Here is a 16,453-nt window from a genome sequence, read left to right on the forward strand (position 1 = left end):
GCTCGGGCGGCGCGCCAGGGAGATAGTGGACGAGATAGTCGAGAGGCGCGGTCTCAAGAAGGAGTAACATCGGGACTTGCAGCGACGGACCTCAGGACGCTCTTACACCACGTCTGCGCGCGCCACCCCACGCACCGTCCTCAATGCCCTATTTGATGCTCATATTGCGCCCAATCGGCATAAATAAGTGCCGCCGATGGCGAATTACGCCATCGGCGGCACTTAAAACAGTCGTTCTGAGCCTCTTTCGGGACACGCCATTGCTGAATACTCCAAAAAATGCACGTCGCAAGAGGGGGTACCAGACCAAACGGCTAAATTCCCGCAAGCTCGCAGTAACGGTCAACGTTGCTGGCAAACACCATCTCCACAGCACCCTTCTGCACGGGCTCCGCCGGAGTTTTACCCCACAGCAAATACTCGCCCAAGGTCTTGGCACCGCGGTAGGCCAGGCTCACCGGGTCTTTATAGACAATATTGGTAAAGATGCCACGACGCAAGGCCAAGGCGCTCTCGGGGAACAGGTCGTTGCCGATTACCATGACCTTGCCGGCCTTGCCGCTCGAAACAAGCGCGTTGGCGACTACCTCGGAACCAACGGCAAAAACGCTACAGATGAGCTCGGGAGCATCCGGCGCACTCAAGCGCTGCTCAAGCTCGCGCTCGAGCTGTTTGACTTGCGCATGGGCGCCGGCAAGATCCTCAACCTGCCATGGAATATCACGTTCGCGCAGGTAATTATGGAAGGCGCGGGCGGTCAGATAGTGTGAATCGGTATAGGGGTCGCCCGCCAACAGGAGCACGCGGGCGTCAGCCCCAGAAGCGTGAACCAGGTTTGCCGCCTGCTCTGCCATAAGACTGCCCGCCGCGGAATAGTCTGCCAGACTGGCACCCAGGCGATCGAGGTGCGGTCGGTCGCCATCGACGAGCTCGATCGCCACACCCGCCTCGGCAATCTGCCTCAAAAGCTCGGTTGCGCGGTCATCGCTCGGAACATAGGCAAGCAGGCCATCAATCTTCTCGCCTACCTGCAGGCGCTCATCAATCTGCTCGAGCGCATCGGCGTAGCCACCCACGCCAAATTCAACACGTTCAACCGTAATGCCCCGGTCGATGACCTCCTGCTCAAAGCGGTTGCAGCCTTCCCAAAGGTAACGGAAAAAGTACGCTCCCTCGCGCGATGCGCGGGGCAGGCAAAACACCAGGTTGATATCCTTGCGGCGCAGGCTCGAGGCACTCGTATTGCGATGGTAACCCATGGCCTCGGCCTTAGCATTCACTTTGGAGCGCACGGATTCGCTCACGCCGGCTTTACCCGTCAGGGCCTTGTGCACGGTATTGATGGAAACGCCAAGCTCGGCGGCTATGTCCTTCATGGTTACGCGAGCGCTCATGGGGATACTCCGTTATAGATAAGTTGCCAATTAACAGTACAGGTAACGATACCCCAAAATCACTCTTCAACTCGCCGCGCTCGCCCCCAAATGTGCAAAGCGCCTCGCGAACGGATGCTCGCGAGGCGCTTGGATGCCTAGACCTTATTTAATACCGCGGCCCAAGTCTTCGGCGATTTTGTCCACGCCCTTAAGTGCGGCGCACGTCTTTTTGTTGGAGCAATGCCCCGTGCAAACGCCACCCTGAGCGCAGTCGGCGCAGGTGCCCTTGCGGTAGATGCGCACGCATACCGCGACAAACGCAATACCGATAACAGCCAGTACAACAATATCGATAGGTGCCATAGCAAGCCTCCTCTAGTTAACCACCACTTACTTTACCCCATTCTCCACCTACCAAAAAGGGACAGGTTTATTTTGGTCGGTTTTATCTGCGGAAACGCCACATCTCCCCTACCAAAAAGCCCGAGTGTCGCTGGGACACCCGGGCTTTCGGAAAGGGGTTGATCCTTATTCGGACTTAAGCGGAAACTGCGGCGGAAGCAGTGTTGGTCTCGTCCTCATCGGTCCATGCATGTTTGGGCATGGGACGGAAGATCTGGAAGAGCATCGCGACCAGCAGCACGATAGCCACAACCGTCCAGAAGCCAAACTGACCCAGAACAAGCAGGTTGTAGAACTGGTTGATGAACAGGCCGATAACCCAAGCGAAGGCGCACTCGTAGCCGATGGCAATCGCAGTCCACTTGCCGGAGTCCATCTGGTTGCGGATGGTGCCAATGGCGGCAAAGCACGGAGCGCACAGCAGGTTGAAGGCGCCGAAGGCAACGCAGGCGCCCATGGTGGGGAACATGCCGGCAAACGCGGTCCACAGGCTCGGGTCGGTTTCGCCCGCGTCGGCAACGGAGAGCAGCGAGCCGGCGGTGGCGACGACGTTCTCCTTGGCGACAAGGCCAGAGACGGTCAGTGCGGTTGCCTGCCAGGTGCTAAAGCCGAGCGGGGCGAAGATCCAAGCGACCAGGTTGCCCAGCATGGCAAGCACGGAGTAGTCCATAAACTCCTCGGGGATGCCGTCCATCGCAGGCAGGAAGCCAAAGGAACCGTTATAGCTACCAAAGTTGGAGAGGAACCAAACGACGACGGTGGACGCAAAGATGACCGTGCCGGCCTTCTTGATAAAGGCCCAGCAGCGCTCCCACACGTGCAGCGCCCAGGAACGGATCGCCGGGAAGTGGTAGGCAGGAAGCTCCATGACAAACGGGGTCGGACGGCCGGCGAAGAGCTTGGTCTTCTTGAGCATGAGGCCCGAGGCGATGACGGCAAAGACGCCCAGGAAGTAGAAGAGCGGGCTGATCCATGCGGCCGTGGTGGAAGAATCGCCAATGATGGAGCCCATGAGCAGGGCGATGATCGGCAGCTTGGCGCCGCAGGGGATGAACGTGGTGGTCATGACCGTCATGCGGCGGTCCTTCTCGTTCTCGATGGTCTTGGTGGCCATGACGCCGGGGACGCCGCAGCCCGAGGACACGAGCATGGGGATGAACGACTTACCGGACAGGCCAAAGCGGCGGAACACGCGGTCCATGATGAAGGCGACGCGGGCCATGTAGCCGCAGTCCTCCAGGAAGGACAGCATCACGAACAGCAGGAACATCTGCGGCACAAAGCCGAAAATGGCGCCCAGGCCGCCAACGATACCGTCGCAGACCAGCGAATCGACCAGGCCACCGTCCTCGGTGCCACCCGCCACGAGGGCATCGTGCACCATGGTGGTGATACCCGGGACATAGGGGCCGTACTGTGCCGGGTCGACCGAGTCGGCGTCGTCACCCGCGGCCTCGACAGCCTCATCGTAAGCATCGCGGCCCTGACCGAGCACATACCAACCGTCGGTGCCAAAGAGCTGATCGTTGGTGAAGTCGGTCACCGTGCCGCCCAAGGTGGAAACGGCAATGTAGTACACGCAGAACATGATGACGACAAAGATCGGCAGGCCCAGGATACGGTTGGTAACCACGCGGTCGATCTTCTCGGAGGTGCTCATCTTGGCCGGAGCCTTGGTCATGCACTCGTCGATGATGTGCGCAATCACGCCATAGCGCTCACCGGTGATGATGGACTCTGCATCGTCGTCGCAGTCCTGCTCGCACTGAGCGACCAGCTCTTCGACGCGAGCGGCTTTCTCCTTGGTGAGGTTGATGAGCTTGCAGGCGTCCGCGTCGCGCTCAAACAGTTTGACCGCGTAGTAGCGACGCTTGTTAGCGGGAACGCTCGCCGGAAGGTTGTTCTCGATGTGCGTCAGAACGTCCTCGATGGAGGAGTCGAACTTGTGCTCCGGCACCTGCCCCTTGGAAGCAGCGGACTTCTTGACCTGCTCGAAGAGCTCCTTGATGCCCTTGTTCTTAAGAGCCGAGATCATCATGACCGGACAACCGAGCTTCTTGGAGAGCTTGTCCGTGTCGATCTTATCGCCGTTCTTCTCGACCAGGTCGGCCATGTTGAGGGCAACGACCACGGGCAGGCCGGTCTCGATAACCTGAAGCGCCAGGTACAGGTTACGCTCGAGGTTGGTGGCATCGACGACTTGGACGACAACATCGGGCTCGCCACTCATGAGGTAATCGCGCGAGCATTGCTCCTCGGGGCTGTAGGGGGAAAGCGAGTAGATGCCAGGGAGGTCCGTGATGGTAACGTTCTTGTCGCTTAGGAGCTTGGCCTCCTTTTTCTCAACCGTGACGCCGGGCCAGTTGCCAACGTAGCCGTTGGCGCCGGTGATCAGGTTGAAAAGCGTGGTCTTGCCGCAGTTGGGGTTACCCGCCAACGCGACATGGATCTGAGAATCCGCCATTCAATCCTTCTTCCTTGTGTGCCTGCGCTGCTTTCTCCGCGCAGGCTGGATAATGTGCTTCAAAGTTGCAGCATCAAGTTAGAAAAACCTAACTTTATCTGCAGAAATATACGCCTCGGGCCCTTACTGGACCTCGACGACGGCCGCCTCCTCCTTGCGGATGGAAAGCTCGTAGCCGCGCACGTTGATCTCGACCGGATCACCGAGCGGTGCAACCTTCACGACCTTGAACGAAGTGCCCTTGATGAGCCCCAGATCCATAAGGTGGCGGCGAAGCGCACCCTCACCGTGAAGCTTGACGATGGTGGAGCTCTCGCCCACCTTAACGTCACCCAACGTCTTCATTTACTTGTCCCCCTTTCAGTGCGTACAGAAATACCGTCGACTAACCGACGGTCATGATGTGCATGGCGACCTTGGAATCGATGCCAAAGCGTGCGCCCAGCACCGTGACGATGATATTGGCGCCACTCGAGCTCACCACGTGGATTTCGTTGCCCTCGACAAAACCGAGGTCCTTGAGGTGGTGTTTCATGTCCTCATTGCCCTTTACACGAGACACGCGCACGGTTTCGCCCGCTTTTACCATCGAAAGCGGCATGGCCGGCATCTGCGGTCCGCAAGACATGAGTGGCTCCTAACGTCAGTTCGTCCTCAACATCGACGCGATAAAAGTTAACCACGTCTATGTTCGCTTTAGTAAACTAGCACGTGGTTAACTTTTTGGAAAGGGTCCCTATTCAGATTTCGAAAAAGTTTCCTATATGAAACAAAAAGGCGCGGCAAAGAGCTGTCCTTTGCCGCGCCCAGTCATGCTTAAAGCGAGAGGTTTCTGATCGACGTAACGCAGGAAGCCTCGTCTACGCCCGAAACGCGGAAGACGACGCTCTCGCCGCACTCGCCGTAGAGAGCCATGAGGCCCATAACGTCGCGACCGTCGGTATGGCGGTCGCCGATGCTGACCGACACGTCGCTACGATGCTTGGCAATAATGTCATAGAGCAGCGCAACCGGGCGGGCATGCAATCCCAACGGATCTTTAATCGTCTTCGTAAACTCGACCATGTCCCCTCCCGCGACGTCGTACATTCGGCCGGCAAAACCCAGCCATGTGGTAGCTATTGTACGTTACCGGCGCACCCCCGTCTCACAAAAAACGAGGGAAGGCACACGTCCTTCCCTCGTTGCTGGCAATAGGTAGCCGCTCGCCTACATCAGGCGCAGGCTGACGTCCTTGAGCTGGGCGCCGGAAACGGCACTCGGAGCACCCGACATAAGGTCGGAGCCGCTGGCCGTCTTGGGGAACGCCATGACGTCGCGGATGGAGTCGGAACCGGTGAGCAGCATGCACACGCGGTCCAGGCCCAGAGCAAAACCACCCATCGGGGGTGCACCAAACTTGAGCGCCTCCATGAGGAAGCCGAACTGCGACTCGGCTCGCTCCTCGGTGAAGCCCAGGAGCTTGAGCATAGACATCTGCATCTCGGCGTTGTGGATACGCATACCGCCGCCGCCGGCCTCAAAGCCGTCCATGACAAAGTCGTAGGTGCAGGAACCGGCCGCCAGCGGGTCGGCCTCGATCTTGGCGATGTCGGTCTCGGTCGGCAGCGTGAAGGGCTGATGCTCGGCAGCGTAGGCCTTGCGGTCCTCATCCCAGTGGAACAGCGGGAAGTTGACGACCCACAGGAAGTCGTGGCCCTCACGCTTGATCTCGAGTGCGTTGGCCATGTGGGAACGCATGCCGCCCAGGATCTCGTCAGAGAGCAGGCGCGGGCCGGCGGCAAACATCACAAGATCGCCGGGCTCGACGTCCATGCGCTCACGCAGAGCAGCCATCTCCTCGTCCGAGAAGAACTTGACGATGGGGCTGTTGATGGAGCCATCCTCGCGGAAAGCGATCCAGGCCAGACCCTTGGCGCCAAACGTGGAGGCCACGCCGGCGAGCTTATCGATCTTGGCACGTGCCCAGGCACCGGCACCCTTGGCGTTGATGGCCTTGACGACGGAGCCCTCCTCGTTTGCGGCGGTCGCAAAGACCTTGAACTTGGAGTTGGCAAAGATGTCGGTCAGGTCGATCAGGTGCATGCCATAGCGAGTATCGGGCTTGTCGGAGCCATAGGTGTCCATGGCCTCCCAGTAGTTCATGCGACGCAGCGGCGTGGGCATCTCGACGCCCATGCGGCCGAAGGCATCGGCCAGGACCTCTTCGAGCGCACTCATAACGTCGTTCTGGTCCACGAAGGACATCTCGATATCGACCTGGGTGAACTCGGGCTGACGGTCGGCACGCAGGTCCTCGTCGCGGAAGCACTTGGCGACCTGGTAGTAGCGCTCGACGCCACCGACCATGAGCAGCTGCTTCAGGAGCTGCGGGGACTGCGGCAGGGCGTAGAAGTTACCCGGCTGGATACGGCTGGGAACGATGAAGTCTCGAGCGCCCTCGGGCGTGGACTTAAACAGGGAGGGCGTCTCGACCTCCATGAACTCACGGTTGTGCAGCGCCTCGCGAATGGCAAAGGTGAAGTCGGAGCGCAGCTTGAGGTTGGCCATCATCTCGGGACGGCGGAGGTCCAGATAGCGATAGCGCAGGCGGGTGTCCTCGCTGGTCTCGATGCCGTCCTCGATCTGGAACGGCGGGGTGACGGACGTGTTGAGCACCTCGGCGTGGTCGGTCAGGACCTCGATCTCGCCGGTCGCGAGCTTGGTGTTGGTGGTCTCCTCGCCACGGGCGCGCACGACGCCGTGAATCTTGATGGGCCACTCGGGGCGCATGGTCTCGGCGATCTTAAAGGCATCGCCGTCGGAGTGCTCGGGGTCGAAGGTGAGCTGCGTGATGCCCTCGCGGTCACGAAGGTCGCAGAAGATAAGGCCGCCGTGGTCGCGGCGACGACTCACCCAACCGGTGAGGGTGACCTCTTCGCCCACGTTCTCGAAGCGAAGCTCGCCGCAGGTACGGGTGTGCATGGAATGCTCATCGATGGGACGGGTCTGGCTCATACCAGTGATCCTCCTTTATGGATCTGTGCCGCCCCGTGTCGTTCCGGGCGGCGTCGTACAGATTTGCCCAGCCTGCGTAAACCGCGCAGCCAGACATGGCGTTCTATCTTATCGCACCTGTGTCGATGTGCCGCGGAAAAGTGGCTCCTGCCCAAAGACTTGACGGAGACGAAACAATTGATGCGTCGCGGCACCCGTCTGCACGCGTCACGTGCGACAATATGCCCCAATAAAACAGCACTTGGAAAGGCCCGTCATGACTGCACGGCTCATTGTTATGGATATCGACTCCACGCTCATCAACCAGGAGGTCATCGACCTGTTGGGCGAGGAGGCCGGCGTAGGCGAGCAAGTGGCGAAGATCACTGAACGCGCCATGCGCGGCGAACTGGACTTTAAGCAGGCGCTCGAGGAGCGCGTGGGGCTGCTTGCCGGCTTGGACGAGAGTGTGTTCGAGCGTACCTTTGAGCGCGTGACGTTTACTCCTGGCGCGCTGGAGCTTGTGCGCTCAGCGCACAGCAAGGGCTGGAAGGTCGGCGTGGTAAGCGGCGGCTTCCATGAGGTGGCCGACAAGATCGTGGCCGCCGCGGGCATCGATTTTTGCCTGGCTAACCGCCTAGAGGTCGTGGACGGCAAGCTCACCGGTAAGCTGGCGGCAGACATCGTGACCAAGGAATCCAAGCTCATCCAGCTGCTGGATTGGGCGGTTGAGTGCGGTGTCGACATGGCCCACACCGTCGCGATCGGTGACGGCGCCAACGACATCCCCATGATTCAGGCCGCGGGCACGGGCATCGCGTTTTGCGCCAAGCCCAAGACGCGCGAAGCCGCCCCGTTTGCCATCGATGAGCGCAACCTGATGCTCGCCATGGACATCATCCTGCGCGACTAGTCGATCCTTCTAACAAGAGAATCAGTCTGTCCTATAGTTTCCGAACAATTTTGTCTTAGTGTTCGGAAACATACCCTTTGAGTGCTAGACTTTGCGCCGTCGAAGGGAACATATATGGATAAGCGAGATCTTGAGCAATTGCTGAGCGATGTTGCCGGCGGAGTAGTCACCCCGGCAGTCGCCCTTACGCGCATCCAGACGGCTCCGACCGCCGATTTGGGCTTTGCGCAGCTCGATCTTTCGCGCGGAGTGCGCCAGGGAGCCGGCGAGGTTGTCTACGGTGCCGGTAAAACCGCCGAGCAAATTGCCGCCATTATCGAAGCGTTGTGCGATGCCGGCCAGGAGCGCATCCTGGTCACGCGCCTGGATGCCGAAAAAGCCGCGCTCACCGCTGAGCTTCTCGGCAACGACATTGACCTGGGATATGTCCCAGACGCCCAGCTCGCCCTCGTGGGCGGCAAGCCCTCCCCCACCGGCAACGGGCGCATCGTCGTCGCCTGCGCCGGCACGAGCGACTTGCCCGTCGCCGAGGAGGCCGCGTTGACGGCCGAGTTCTACGGCAACGAGGTCGACCGCCTCTACGACGTAGGCGTCGCCGGCTTGCACCGCTTGCTCGCGCATGCCGAGGAACTTGCCCGGGCGCAGGTGGTCATCGCCATCGCCGGCATGGAGGGCGCCCTGGCGAGCGTTATCGGCGGTCTGGTGAGCTGCCCGGTCATCGCCGTTCCCACCAGCGTGGGCTACGGCGCGAGCTTTGGTGGCGTAGCCGCGCTGCTCGCCATGCTCAACTCCTGCGCCAGCGGCGTTTCGGTCGTCAATATCGACAACGGCTTTGGTGCCGCCTACCAGGCAAGTCTTATCAATTATCTGAGCGCCGGCACACCCCGTACCCGTTAAGGAGCATTCCATGTCCAACCATCAGCATACGCTTATCATCGACGGTACCTCGGGCATCAGCGGCGATATGACCGTCGCGGCCCTGCTCGATCTGGGCGCCAACGAGAAGCACCTGCGCGAACAGCTCGCCACGTTGCCGGTCGACGGCTTTTCAATCGCCGTGACGCGCGTAAACAAGCATGGCATCGACGCCTGCGATTTCGACGTCCAGCTTGCAGAGGGCCTCGAGAACCATGATCACAATATGGCCTGGCTCTACGGCAACGAAGCAGCTGTCGAGCATATGCATGAGCATGAGCACCACCATCATGACCATGACGAGCACGAACACGAACACTGCCACGAGCATGAACACGTGCACTGCCACGAGCATGAACATGAGGCCCACGGCCATGGCCACGAGGGCCATCATCACGCCCACCACCATCACCACCGCTCTTTGGCGGACGTCACCGCCATCATCGACGGTTCACAGCTAAGCGATGGCGCCAAGCGTCGCGCCCTCGCCATTTTTTCCGCACTCGCCGCTGCCGAGGCAAAGGCTCACGGCAAAACGCCCGACACCGTCATGTTCCACGAGGTGGGCGCCGTTGACTCCATCGTCGACGTCTGCTCTGTCGCCATCTGCCTCGACGACCTGGGTATTGAGGACATCGTGGTCGAGTCGCTCTCCGAGGGTCACGGAACCATTCGCTGCGCCCACGGCCTTATGCCCATTCCCGTCCCCGCTGTCGTCAACCTGTGCCAGGCGGGCAATATCGCCCTCACGCCTGCACCGGTCGCCGGCGAGCTCGTGACGCCCACGGGCGCCGCCATCGTCGCCGCGCTGCGCACGTCCGACCAACTGCCCTCACGCTACCGCATCGAGGCCGTCGGCTACGGCGCCGGTAAGCGCCCCTACGAGGGTTGCTCCGGCACGCTCCGTTGCCTGCTTGTTCACGTGGATGCATAGCCATGGATGCCCGCAAAACCAAAAGCCGCGCCGCCATCGTCGCAGCATTCTCCGAGCTCCTTCGCGAGGAGGACTACGGCAAGATCACCGTCGGCGACATCATCGCTCGCGCCCATGTAGGTCGGGCCACGTTCTACGGCCTCTTCAAGAGCAAAGACGACCTGCTGGCCGAGCTCGTGAGCGACATCTGCACCCATGCCCTCGACGACGATGGCGCACCGCTCGATGATCCGCTCGTACAAGTCGAGCATATCCTCAACAACCTCTGGGAGCGCCGCCAGGGTGTACGGGCACTGGTAGCCGGCGCCGGTTCACGCATCTTCGCCGACAGCCTCCGCAAGACCATCATGTCACGAGCGGCTGAAACCGTCCCCACCGACCCAAACGGCCCCGCCGCCACCATGGACCGCAGCTTCCTACTACACCACATAGCCTCAAGCTTCGTAGGAATGGTCCAATGGTGGGCCTGGCACAATTTCCAAGCAGATAAAGCCGACGTAGCCAAAGACTACTTGTCAGCCATAAAGCCCCTCTTCACCTAAGTAAGAAGCTCATCCCACATCATCGACCCAGCCCAGGGCTCCGCGCATCCCAAAGTGTCACTCGCGCTTCAACGCCCCCACCAGCAACAAGCCCCTCCCATCCAAATTCAGATATATATGTTGGGTTGCTTGTTCGAATACAGCCAAGAATGCCCAGGGCTCGGTAGGGGTTAACTTTCCAACGCACTCCGCAGGACGCAAAAAGGCTCGCCGCACGAAGTGCGCAGCGAGCCTTTTTGCATGTCCGAGGACGCGTTGGAAAGTTAACCCCTACCGAGCCCGGACCTTATAGAGCCGTCCTTTGACTAGAACATGCCCAAGAAACCGTGCACAAACAGTGCGGCCAGAGCGGCACCGACAAACGGCGCGATGCCAGGAACAAGCAGACCATACTTCCAGTTGTTGTCGGCCTTGTTCTTAATCGGCAGCACCTGATAGGCCATGCGAGGACCAAGGTCACGAGCCTGGTTCATGGCAAAGCCGGTGATGCCGCCCATGCCCATGCCAACGGCCCAAACGATCAGACCGACGCAGATAGCGAGCATCAAAACGTTCTCGCCAGCACGGTTAGCAGCAGCAAGGATGGCGCTGATGAACACAAAGGTGCAGATAGCCTCGCAGAAGAAGTTACGGGCATAGTTGGTGCCCTCGGTGGTGGGGTTGGTCGAGAAGATGTTGCGCTGAGCAACGGGATCGATGACACCATCGGAAGCCTTGAACTCATCGGCATACATCAACCACGCGATCACGGCACCCGCAAAGCCGCCGAGCATATCGGCAACCATGAAGGGGATGCAGCTGCTCCACGGCACCAGGCCGACGATGCACTGGGCAAGCACCATGGCGGGGTTCATGCACACGGCGCCGCCAAAGATAAACAAGGCGACCGAGATACCAAAAGACCAAGTGGTGATGGCAAACATATGACCAGAGCCCTGATACTTGGTGCCCTTGAGCACGGTATCGCAGTGTACGCCCACGCCAAAGATGATCATGAGGGCCGTTGCGCCGAATTCGCAGAGGAGTTTGGTAAGCATAAAACCTTATCTTTCTTGTCGGTTATAAACGATTCGTTTAGGCCGCACGCTAGTGCTGCGCGACGACAACGCCCAGGCCATCGGGAATGACGGCCACCTTGGCGTCAGCACCCTTCATCTCAAAGGCGAGCTTGAGCGCCTCCTCGAGGGTGTTAACCGGCGTCATGTGCATATCCTTAATCATCTGGTGATCGCACAGGTCGGTGACCATAATCACAGGGTGATGCGCCAGGATGCGGGCGAAAATCTGGCTCGTCCACTGGTCGGGCAGGGTCTCGTCCTTGGGACGATCGATGCAGGCACGCTCAAACTCTGCCGGATCGTTGTCAGCGATGTTGTGATAGAAGCCCTCGCCACCGTGACCGTCGGCACAACCGGCAACGTCGATAATCACACCGCCCTCGGGAAGCGTGGCCTCGGCAGAGCACATGCCCTTCACGGCCTGGTAGATGTTCTGGTCGAGCGGGTAGCCGCCGTTGGTGGTGATGGCAATCTCGCACTCGACGGACTCAACGCCTGCAAGGCTCTTCACGAACTCGCAGCCAGCCTCGTGTGCCTTGTGAATGTCGCCGGCGAAGGAGCCGATGACCTCATGCTTGCCGTTGAGCACAACGTTCAGCACAAAGGCAAGGTGAGCCATCTCGGCAGCGGCAAACATGTCCTCGCTCACGTGGTTGTGGCACAGGTTGCCGGCACGCGAATGAGAATCGTTCACAAACTGACCGTTGTGGTTGTACATGATGGTCTTGTAGCTGGCAATGCCGGGCAGGACGGACTTGCGGCTACCAGAGAAACCGGCAAAGAAGTGCGGCTCAATAAAGCCCTCGGCAAGCAACAGATCGCAGTCGGCGGCAATCTTGTTGATGATGCACTCGCCACCAGAAGGCAGGGTGCCGATCTTTTTCATCATGCTGTCATCAGTCGCAACGTGCATAACGATTTCCTCGTTGGCAACGATCTCCTCGCCATACTTGTTGACGAGCTCCTCGTGCGTCGACGGACGATGCATACCCGTAGCAACCAGAATGCGCACGCGAGCCTCGGGCGCAGCGGAATGGATGTGATGCAGCAGAATAGGCATCATCACACGCGAGGGGACGGGACGCGTATGATCGGAGCTAATGATGACAATATCCTTCTTGCCAGCACAAAGCTCCTCGAGCGAAGGCGAGCCATAAGGGTTGGCAAGCGACTCCTCTACCAGCTCTTCCTGCGATTTCGTAGTCTTAAACTCGTTTTGGTGACCTTCCATCACACTCGCGAAGTTCTTATCCTCGAGCTCCAGATGCAACGTCTTGTGGTCAAACGGCAGTTCACATTCAAACAATGACGAGCGCCCTCTTCCTTTCAACTGACACACTAGATAAACCGTTGGAAGGATACGCCGCTCACCGAAAAACGCCACCGTCCACCGACTCATTAACACAACGTTCATATTTGGCCCACAACAAAACAACCGCGATCCCAAACGGGACCGCAGCCGCTACAGTCGTAAGGCGAGGAGCGCCCCATGCATCTCAATCCCGATCGATAAGACGCGAAGCGCGAAGCGCCAAACGCGCCGCCGGGACAAACCCCATCCAAAACGCGCGAAGCGCACCATTATTCTCCTCAGCCCCAATCCCTGAAGACCGAGGACGAAGGGACCCGACGGGTTTCCCTCTGAATGCATTCCGCAGCACGAAGCCCTTTCCAAACGCGCGAAGCGCACCATCTTTTTCCCAGCCAGTAATCCGCCGAAGACCGGACATCGCAGGGCCCGCCATTAGTTTACTTTTAGGCACACTCCGCAGGACGCAAGAAGCCCTCGCCGCACGAAGTGCGCAGCGAGGGCTTCTTGCATGTCCGAGGACGTGCCTAAAAGTAAACTAATGGCGGGCCCGGACGACTACAGGGCTATCGATTACCCCGTGTTCTGCAATCCTGCCGAGACGCCGGTCACAGTCGAAAGAATCAGGCTCATGTACTCGGCCTTCTTCTCCTCGGCCATCTCGTCCTGGTTCATACGCACCTCACGAAGGGCGCGGACCTGGGCGATGGACAGGGCGTCGACATAGGGGTTACGCACGCGAACGGCGCAGCCGAGCACGCGACGACGCTGCAGCGGCCACTCGTCACCGACGATGGCAAGGACCCACTTACGCGTGAGCTGCATCTCGGTGAAGACCTTCTCGGACAGATCCTGGCGGTCGCCCAGGTGCAGATACATCTTGGCAATGCGCTGATCGGTCTTAGCAATCGACATCTCGATGTTGTCGATAAAGGTGCGGAAGAACGGCCACTCCTGATAGGCAGCCTTGAGCTGGTCAAGGTCACCCAGCTGCTCGCAGGCGGTGCCCAGGCCGTACCAAGCGGCCAGGTTGATGCGTGCCTGGCTCCAGCTGAAGATCCACGGAATGGTACGCAGGTCGTCGAGCGACTTGGCGCCCAGGCCGCGCTTGGCGGGACGCGAGCCGATCGGCAGCAGACCGACTTCGGTCAGCGGCGTCACGGTCGAGAACCACGGTGTAAAGTCCTCGGTGTTCAGCAGGTCCAGATAGCGCTCGTGGCTTGCGGCGTTGAGCTTCTCGGCCATATCCCAGAACTTCTGCGTGGTCTCGGTGTTGGTCTTCTCGACACTCGGGGCCGACTGCAAAAGCGTTGCGGCGGCAACGGACTCAACATGGCGCTGAGCCAGCGTGCGGTTGCCGTAACGGGCAAAGATGACCTCGCCCTGCTCGGTGAGCTTAAAGAAGCAGTTGACCGAACCCTTGGGCTGCGCCAGCACGGCCTTGTTGGCCGGGCCGCCGCCACGGCCCACGGCACCGCCGCGACCGTGCATGAGCACCAAGTCGATATCGTTCTTCTCAGCCCACTTGGCGATGCGCTCCTGCGCGGAATGCAGCGCGAGCATGGCCGTGGTGGGACCGGCATCCTTGGAGGAGTCGGAATAGCCCAGCATGACCTCCATGCGGCGGTTGGTCTGGGCAAGGCGCTTCTGCACCACGGGCAGCGTAAGCATCTGGTCGAGCACGTCGACGCAGCCCTCGAGGTCCTCGAGCTGCTCAAACAGCGGGATCACGTCGAGCTCGGGGACATCCTCCTCGTGTGCGAAGGACAGGTGGGCCAGCTCGAAGACGTCGGCCACATGCTGGGCGCTCTTGGTAAACGAGATGATGTAGCGGTGCGCCATCTTCTTGCCGTAACGCTTTTGGATGGAGCCGATGGCACGGAAGGTATCGATGACCTCGCGTGTCATGGGCTGCAGGTCGCCATGGATACCGTTCTCGTGGATATCCTTGAGGGCGCGGGCATGCACCACGGAGTGCTGACGGAACTCCATCTCGACCATATGGAAGCCGAAGGACTCGACCTGCCAGATGATGGTCTGGACCGGGCCGTAGGCGGCACGGACGGCACCGCAGGCAGCCAGCGAACGCTGGACGACGCGCAGGTCATCCAGGAACTCATCGGCGCTGTGGTACATGGTGTCGGTGATACGGCGCACGGTGGCGTTCAGACGGTCGGCCATGACGAGCATGACGGCGCGATGCGGCTCGTGCTCGGAGATCAGCTCGGCGCGGGCCGTGTACCGAGGGCTCATCTCGACCTGATGGTTCCACAGGTTAATGAGCTCGGCAGAAGGCTTGCTGTAGGTGGCCTCGAGCGTGAGGTTGCGGCCGATGCGGCGGCATTTGTCCTCGAGTTTGAGTACCATGTGGGTGAAGTACTTGGCGGCGACCTCGCGGCTTACCTTGGCGGTAACGTTGGGGTTGCCGTCACGGTCGGAACCGATCCAGCTGCCGGGGTGGAAGAACGCCGGGCACAGCGGCGGCACGGTGCCGGCCTTGTCGCCCAGCACCCAGTCGTCAAAACGACGGTAGATGACGGGGATAACGTCGAACAGCGTGTTATCGAAGATGTCAATGATGGTATCGGCTTCCTCGACCGGCGTGGGCTTCTTGAGCGCGATGGGGCTCGTGCGTACCAGGGCGTCGATCTCCTGCAGCATATGGCGCTCGTTCTCCACCAGGTCGGAGCCGCCCAGACGCGGACGCTCCTCCAGCAGGTTGGAGATACGGCGAATCTTGCCCTCGACGGCCTTGCGACGGGCCTCGGTGGGATGCGCGGTAAAGACGGGATGGAACTCGAGCTTGCCGAGCAGCTCGTTGGCGCCCTCGACGCCCAGCTCATTCACCAGCTGGTGATAGGCGACGGTGAGCTCGTTGGCGGGATCGACCTCGGTATCGGTCGACGCACCGGCCTCGCGCTCGCGCAGCTGCGCCACACGGTAGTTCTCCTCCGACAGGTTTGCCAAATGGAAGAAGCTCGTAAAGGCGCGGACAATGACCTGCTGCTTATCGAGCGGCAGGCTGTCGATCAGATCGACGACCTCACGAAATGCCACGGCAGTGGGCTCGTCGGCGGTAGGCACGCCCTGCTCGTCGACGGCTTCGTCGGCAGCGCGGGTACCGGGGTTGCCGGCATTGGCCACAATCTCGGCCGACAGGATCTTGTCGAACAGGTCCGCGATCTCAGGATCATACTCGCTAAGCACACGACGCTCCAGGCGCAAGAACAGCGCCAGATTATCGCGCAGCTCCTCGGGGATCTCGATCTCGGCGAGACGCTCCCTGGACTCGGCATTCGAGCCGATTCGGTTAACGAGGCGGTTGACCACGGCAGCGACGCGCGCCGCGGCTTCGGGTACAGACTGGTTGCTTAGGTTCTCAGCCACGTTTCCTCCCATTCCTCCTTCTATGCACGTAACATGCGGTATTCATTATAGGCGCTTGAGAAATACTTTCGACACTGATTGCGCTTTACCACACAAAAGTATTTTCTGCATTGCAAGGGTTTTTGCCCCAAATGGTCGTATTTCTCGGTGGGCGGCATACGTAAACGGGGGCATTCC

The 16,453-nt window shown here is 60.1% G+C and carries 14 protein-coding genes; 4 read left to right on the forward strand and 10 right to left on the reverse strand.

The features are described 5' to 3' along the window. Window positions 1-314: 314 nt before the first annotated feature. The 7 genes from AAAX35_RS00005 to aspS form a co-directional block, all read right to left on the reverse strand. Complete coding sequence (locus AAAX35_RS00005) at window positions 315-1,394, reverse strand: substrate-binding domain-containing protein (RefSeq protein WP_349116320.1); 1,080 nt, start codon at window positions 1,392-1,394, stop codon at window positions 315-317. Between the two features lie 144 nt (window positions 1,395-1,538). Continuing rightward, entirely contained in the window at window positions 1,539-1,739 is a 201-nt protein-coding gene (locus tag AAAX35_RS00010) for a hypothetical protein (RefSeq protein WP_035136858.1), read from the reverse strand. A 175-nt stretch (window positions 1,740-1,914) separates the two neighbouring features. Then, window positions 1,915-4,242: a ferrous iron transporter B gene (locus AAAX35_RS00015; protein ID WP_349116321.1), complete on the reverse strand. Its 2,328-nt coding sequence runs from the start codon at window positions 4,240-4,242 to the stop codon at window positions 1,915-1,917. Between the two features lie 123 nt (window positions 4,243-4,365). After that, window positions 4,366-4,587, reverse strand: a complete 222-nt coding sequence (locus tag AAAX35_RS00020; protein WP_006234774.1) for a FeoA family protein — start codon at window positions 4,585-4,587, stop codon at window positions 4,366-4,368. Between the two features lie 40 nt (window positions 4,588-4,627). Further along, on the reverse strand, window positions 4,628-4,870 hold the full coding sequence (locus AAAX35_RS00025; protein ID WP_022094360.1) for a FeoA family protein: 243 nt from the start codon (window positions 4,868-4,870) through the stop codon (window positions 4,628-4,630). Window positions 4,871-5,058: 188 nt separating this feature from the next. Then, window positions 5,059-5,307 (reverse strand): HPr family phosphocarrier protein, encoded by a 249-nt coding sequence (locus tag AAAX35_RS00030; RefSeq protein WP_195404046.1) that lies wholly within the window; start codon window positions 5,305-5,307, stop codon window positions 5,059-5,061. A 144-nt stretch (window positions 5,308-5,451) separates the two neighbouring features. Beyond that, window positions 5,452-7,239: an aspartate--tRNA ligase gene (gene aspS, locus AAAX35_RS00035; protein ID WP_349116322.1), complete on the reverse strand. Its 1,788-nt coding sequence runs from the start codon at window positions 7,237-7,239 to the stop codon at window positions 5,452-5,454. A gap of 256 nt (window positions 7,240-7,495) precedes the next feature. On the opposite strand from aspS, the gene serB reads away from it, so the two are divergent. The 4 genes from serB to AAAX35_RS00055 all read left to right on the forward strand — a co-directional run bounded on the left by serB (window position 7,496) and on the right by AAAX35_RS00055 (window position 10,522). Beyond that, the gene (gene serB, locus AAAX35_RS00040) at window positions 7,496-8,131 is read left to right on the forward strand and encodes a phosphoserine phosphatase SerB (protein WP_055285969.1); all 636 of its coding nucleotides are present in this window, start codon (window positions 7,496-7,498) and stop codon (window positions 8,129-8,131) included. 114 nt (window positions 8,132-8,245) lie between these two features. Then, on the forward strand, window positions 8,246-9,028 hold the full coding sequence (gene larB, locus AAAX35_RS00045; protein WP_349116323.1) for a nickel pincer cofactor biosynthesis protein LarB: 783 nt from the start codon (window positions 8,246-8,248) through the stop codon (window positions 9,026-9,028). A 10-nt stretch (window positions 9,029-9,038) separates the two neighbouring features. Further along, a complete protein-coding gene (locus tag AAAX35_RS00050; protein ID WP_349116324.1) occupies window positions 9,039-9,980 on the forward strand; it encodes a LarC family nickel insertion protein in 942 nt (313 codons plus the stop codon). A 2-nt stretch (window positions 9,981-9,982) separates the two neighbouring features. Next, window positions 9,983-10,522 carry a TetR/AcrR family transcriptional regulator gene (locus tag AAAX35_RS00055; RefSeq protein WP_349116325.1) on the forward strand — a complete coding sequence of 180 codons (540 nt, stop codon included), beginning with the start codon at window positions 9,983-9,985 and terminating at the stop codon, window positions 10,520-10,522. Between the two features lie 305 nt (window positions 10,523-10,827). On the opposite strand, the gene larD is transcribed toward AAAX35_RS00055, so the two are convergent. The 3 genes from larD to AAAX35_RS00070 form a co-directional block, all read right to left on the reverse strand. Further along, complete coding sequence (gene larD / locus AAAX35_RS00060; protein ID WP_349116326.1) at window positions 10,828-11,559, reverse strand: D/L-lactic acid transporter LarD; 732 nt, start codon at window positions 11,557-11,559, stop codon at window positions 10,828-10,830. Window positions 11,560-11,608: 49 nt separating this feature from the next. Further along, the gene (gene larA, locus AAAX35_RS00065; RefSeq protein WP_349116327.1) at window positions 11,609-12,886 is read right to left on the reverse strand and encodes a nickel-dependent lactate racemase; all 1,278 of its coding nucleotides are present in this window, start codon (window positions 12,884-12,886) and stop codon (window positions 11,609-11,611) included. Between the two features lie 576 nt (window positions 12,887-13,462). Next, window positions 13,463-16,195 carry a phosphoenolpyruvate carboxylase gene (locus AAAX35_RS00070; protein ID WP_349116511.1) on the reverse strand — a complete coding sequence of 911 codons (2,733 nt, stop codon included), beginning with the start codon at window positions 16,193-16,195 and terminating at the stop codon, window positions 13,463-13,465. Between the last annotated feature and the right edge of the window lie 258 nt (window positions 16,196-16,453).

This window comes from Collinsella sp. CLA-ER-H11, assembly GCF_040092445.1.
Classification (GTDB): domain Bacteria; phylum Actinomycetota; class Coriobacteriia; order Coriobacteriales; family Coriobacteriaceae; genus Collinsella.

Coding starts and splice junctions, on each gene's coding strand:
- AAAX35_RS00005 (WP_349116320.1), bottom strand. CDS start 1,394: ATGAGCGCTCGCGTAACCATGAAGGACATAGCCGCCGAGCTTGGCGTT.
- AAAX35_RS00010 (WP_035136858.1), bottom strand. CDS start 1,739: ATGGCACCTATCGATATTGTTGTACTGGCTGTTATCGGTATTGCGTTT.
- AAAX35_RS00015 (WP_349116321.1), bottom strand. CDS start 4,242: ATGGCGGATTCTCAGATCCATGTCGCGTTGGCGGGTAACCCCAACTGC.
- AAAX35_RS00020 (WP_006234774.1), bottom strand. CDS start 4,587: ATGAAGACGTTGGGTGACGTTAAGGTGGGCGAGAGCTCCACCATCGTC.
- AAAX35_RS00025 (WP_022094360.1), bottom strand. CDS start 4,870: ATGTCTTGCGGACCGCAGATGCCGGCCATGCCGCTTTCGATGGTAAAA.
- AAAX35_RS00030 (WP_195404046.1), bottom strand. CDS start 5,307: ATGGTCGAGTTTACGAAGACGATTAAAGATCCGTTGGGATTGCATGCC.
- aspS (WP_349116322.1), bottom strand. CDS start 7,239: ATGAGCCAGACCCGTCCCATCGATGAGCATTCCATGCACACCCGTACC.
- serB (WP_055285969.1), top strand. CDS start 7,496: ATGACTGCACGGCTCATTGTTATGGATATCGACTCCACGCTCATCAAC.
- larB (WP_349116323.1), top strand. CDS start 8,246: ATGGATAAGCGAGATCTTGAGCAATTGCTGAGCGATGTTGCCGGCGGA.
- AAAX35_RS00050 (WP_349116324.1), top strand. CDS start 9,039: ATGTCCAACCATCAGCATACGCTTATCATCGACGGTACCTCGGGCATC.
- AAAX35_RS00055 (WP_349116325.1), top strand. CDS start 9,983: ATGGATGCCCGCAAAACCAAAAGCCGCGCCGCCATCGTCGCAGCATTC.
- larD (WP_349116326.1), bottom strand. CDS start 11,559: ATGCTTACCAAACTCCTCTGCGAATTCGGCGCAACGGCCCTCATGATC.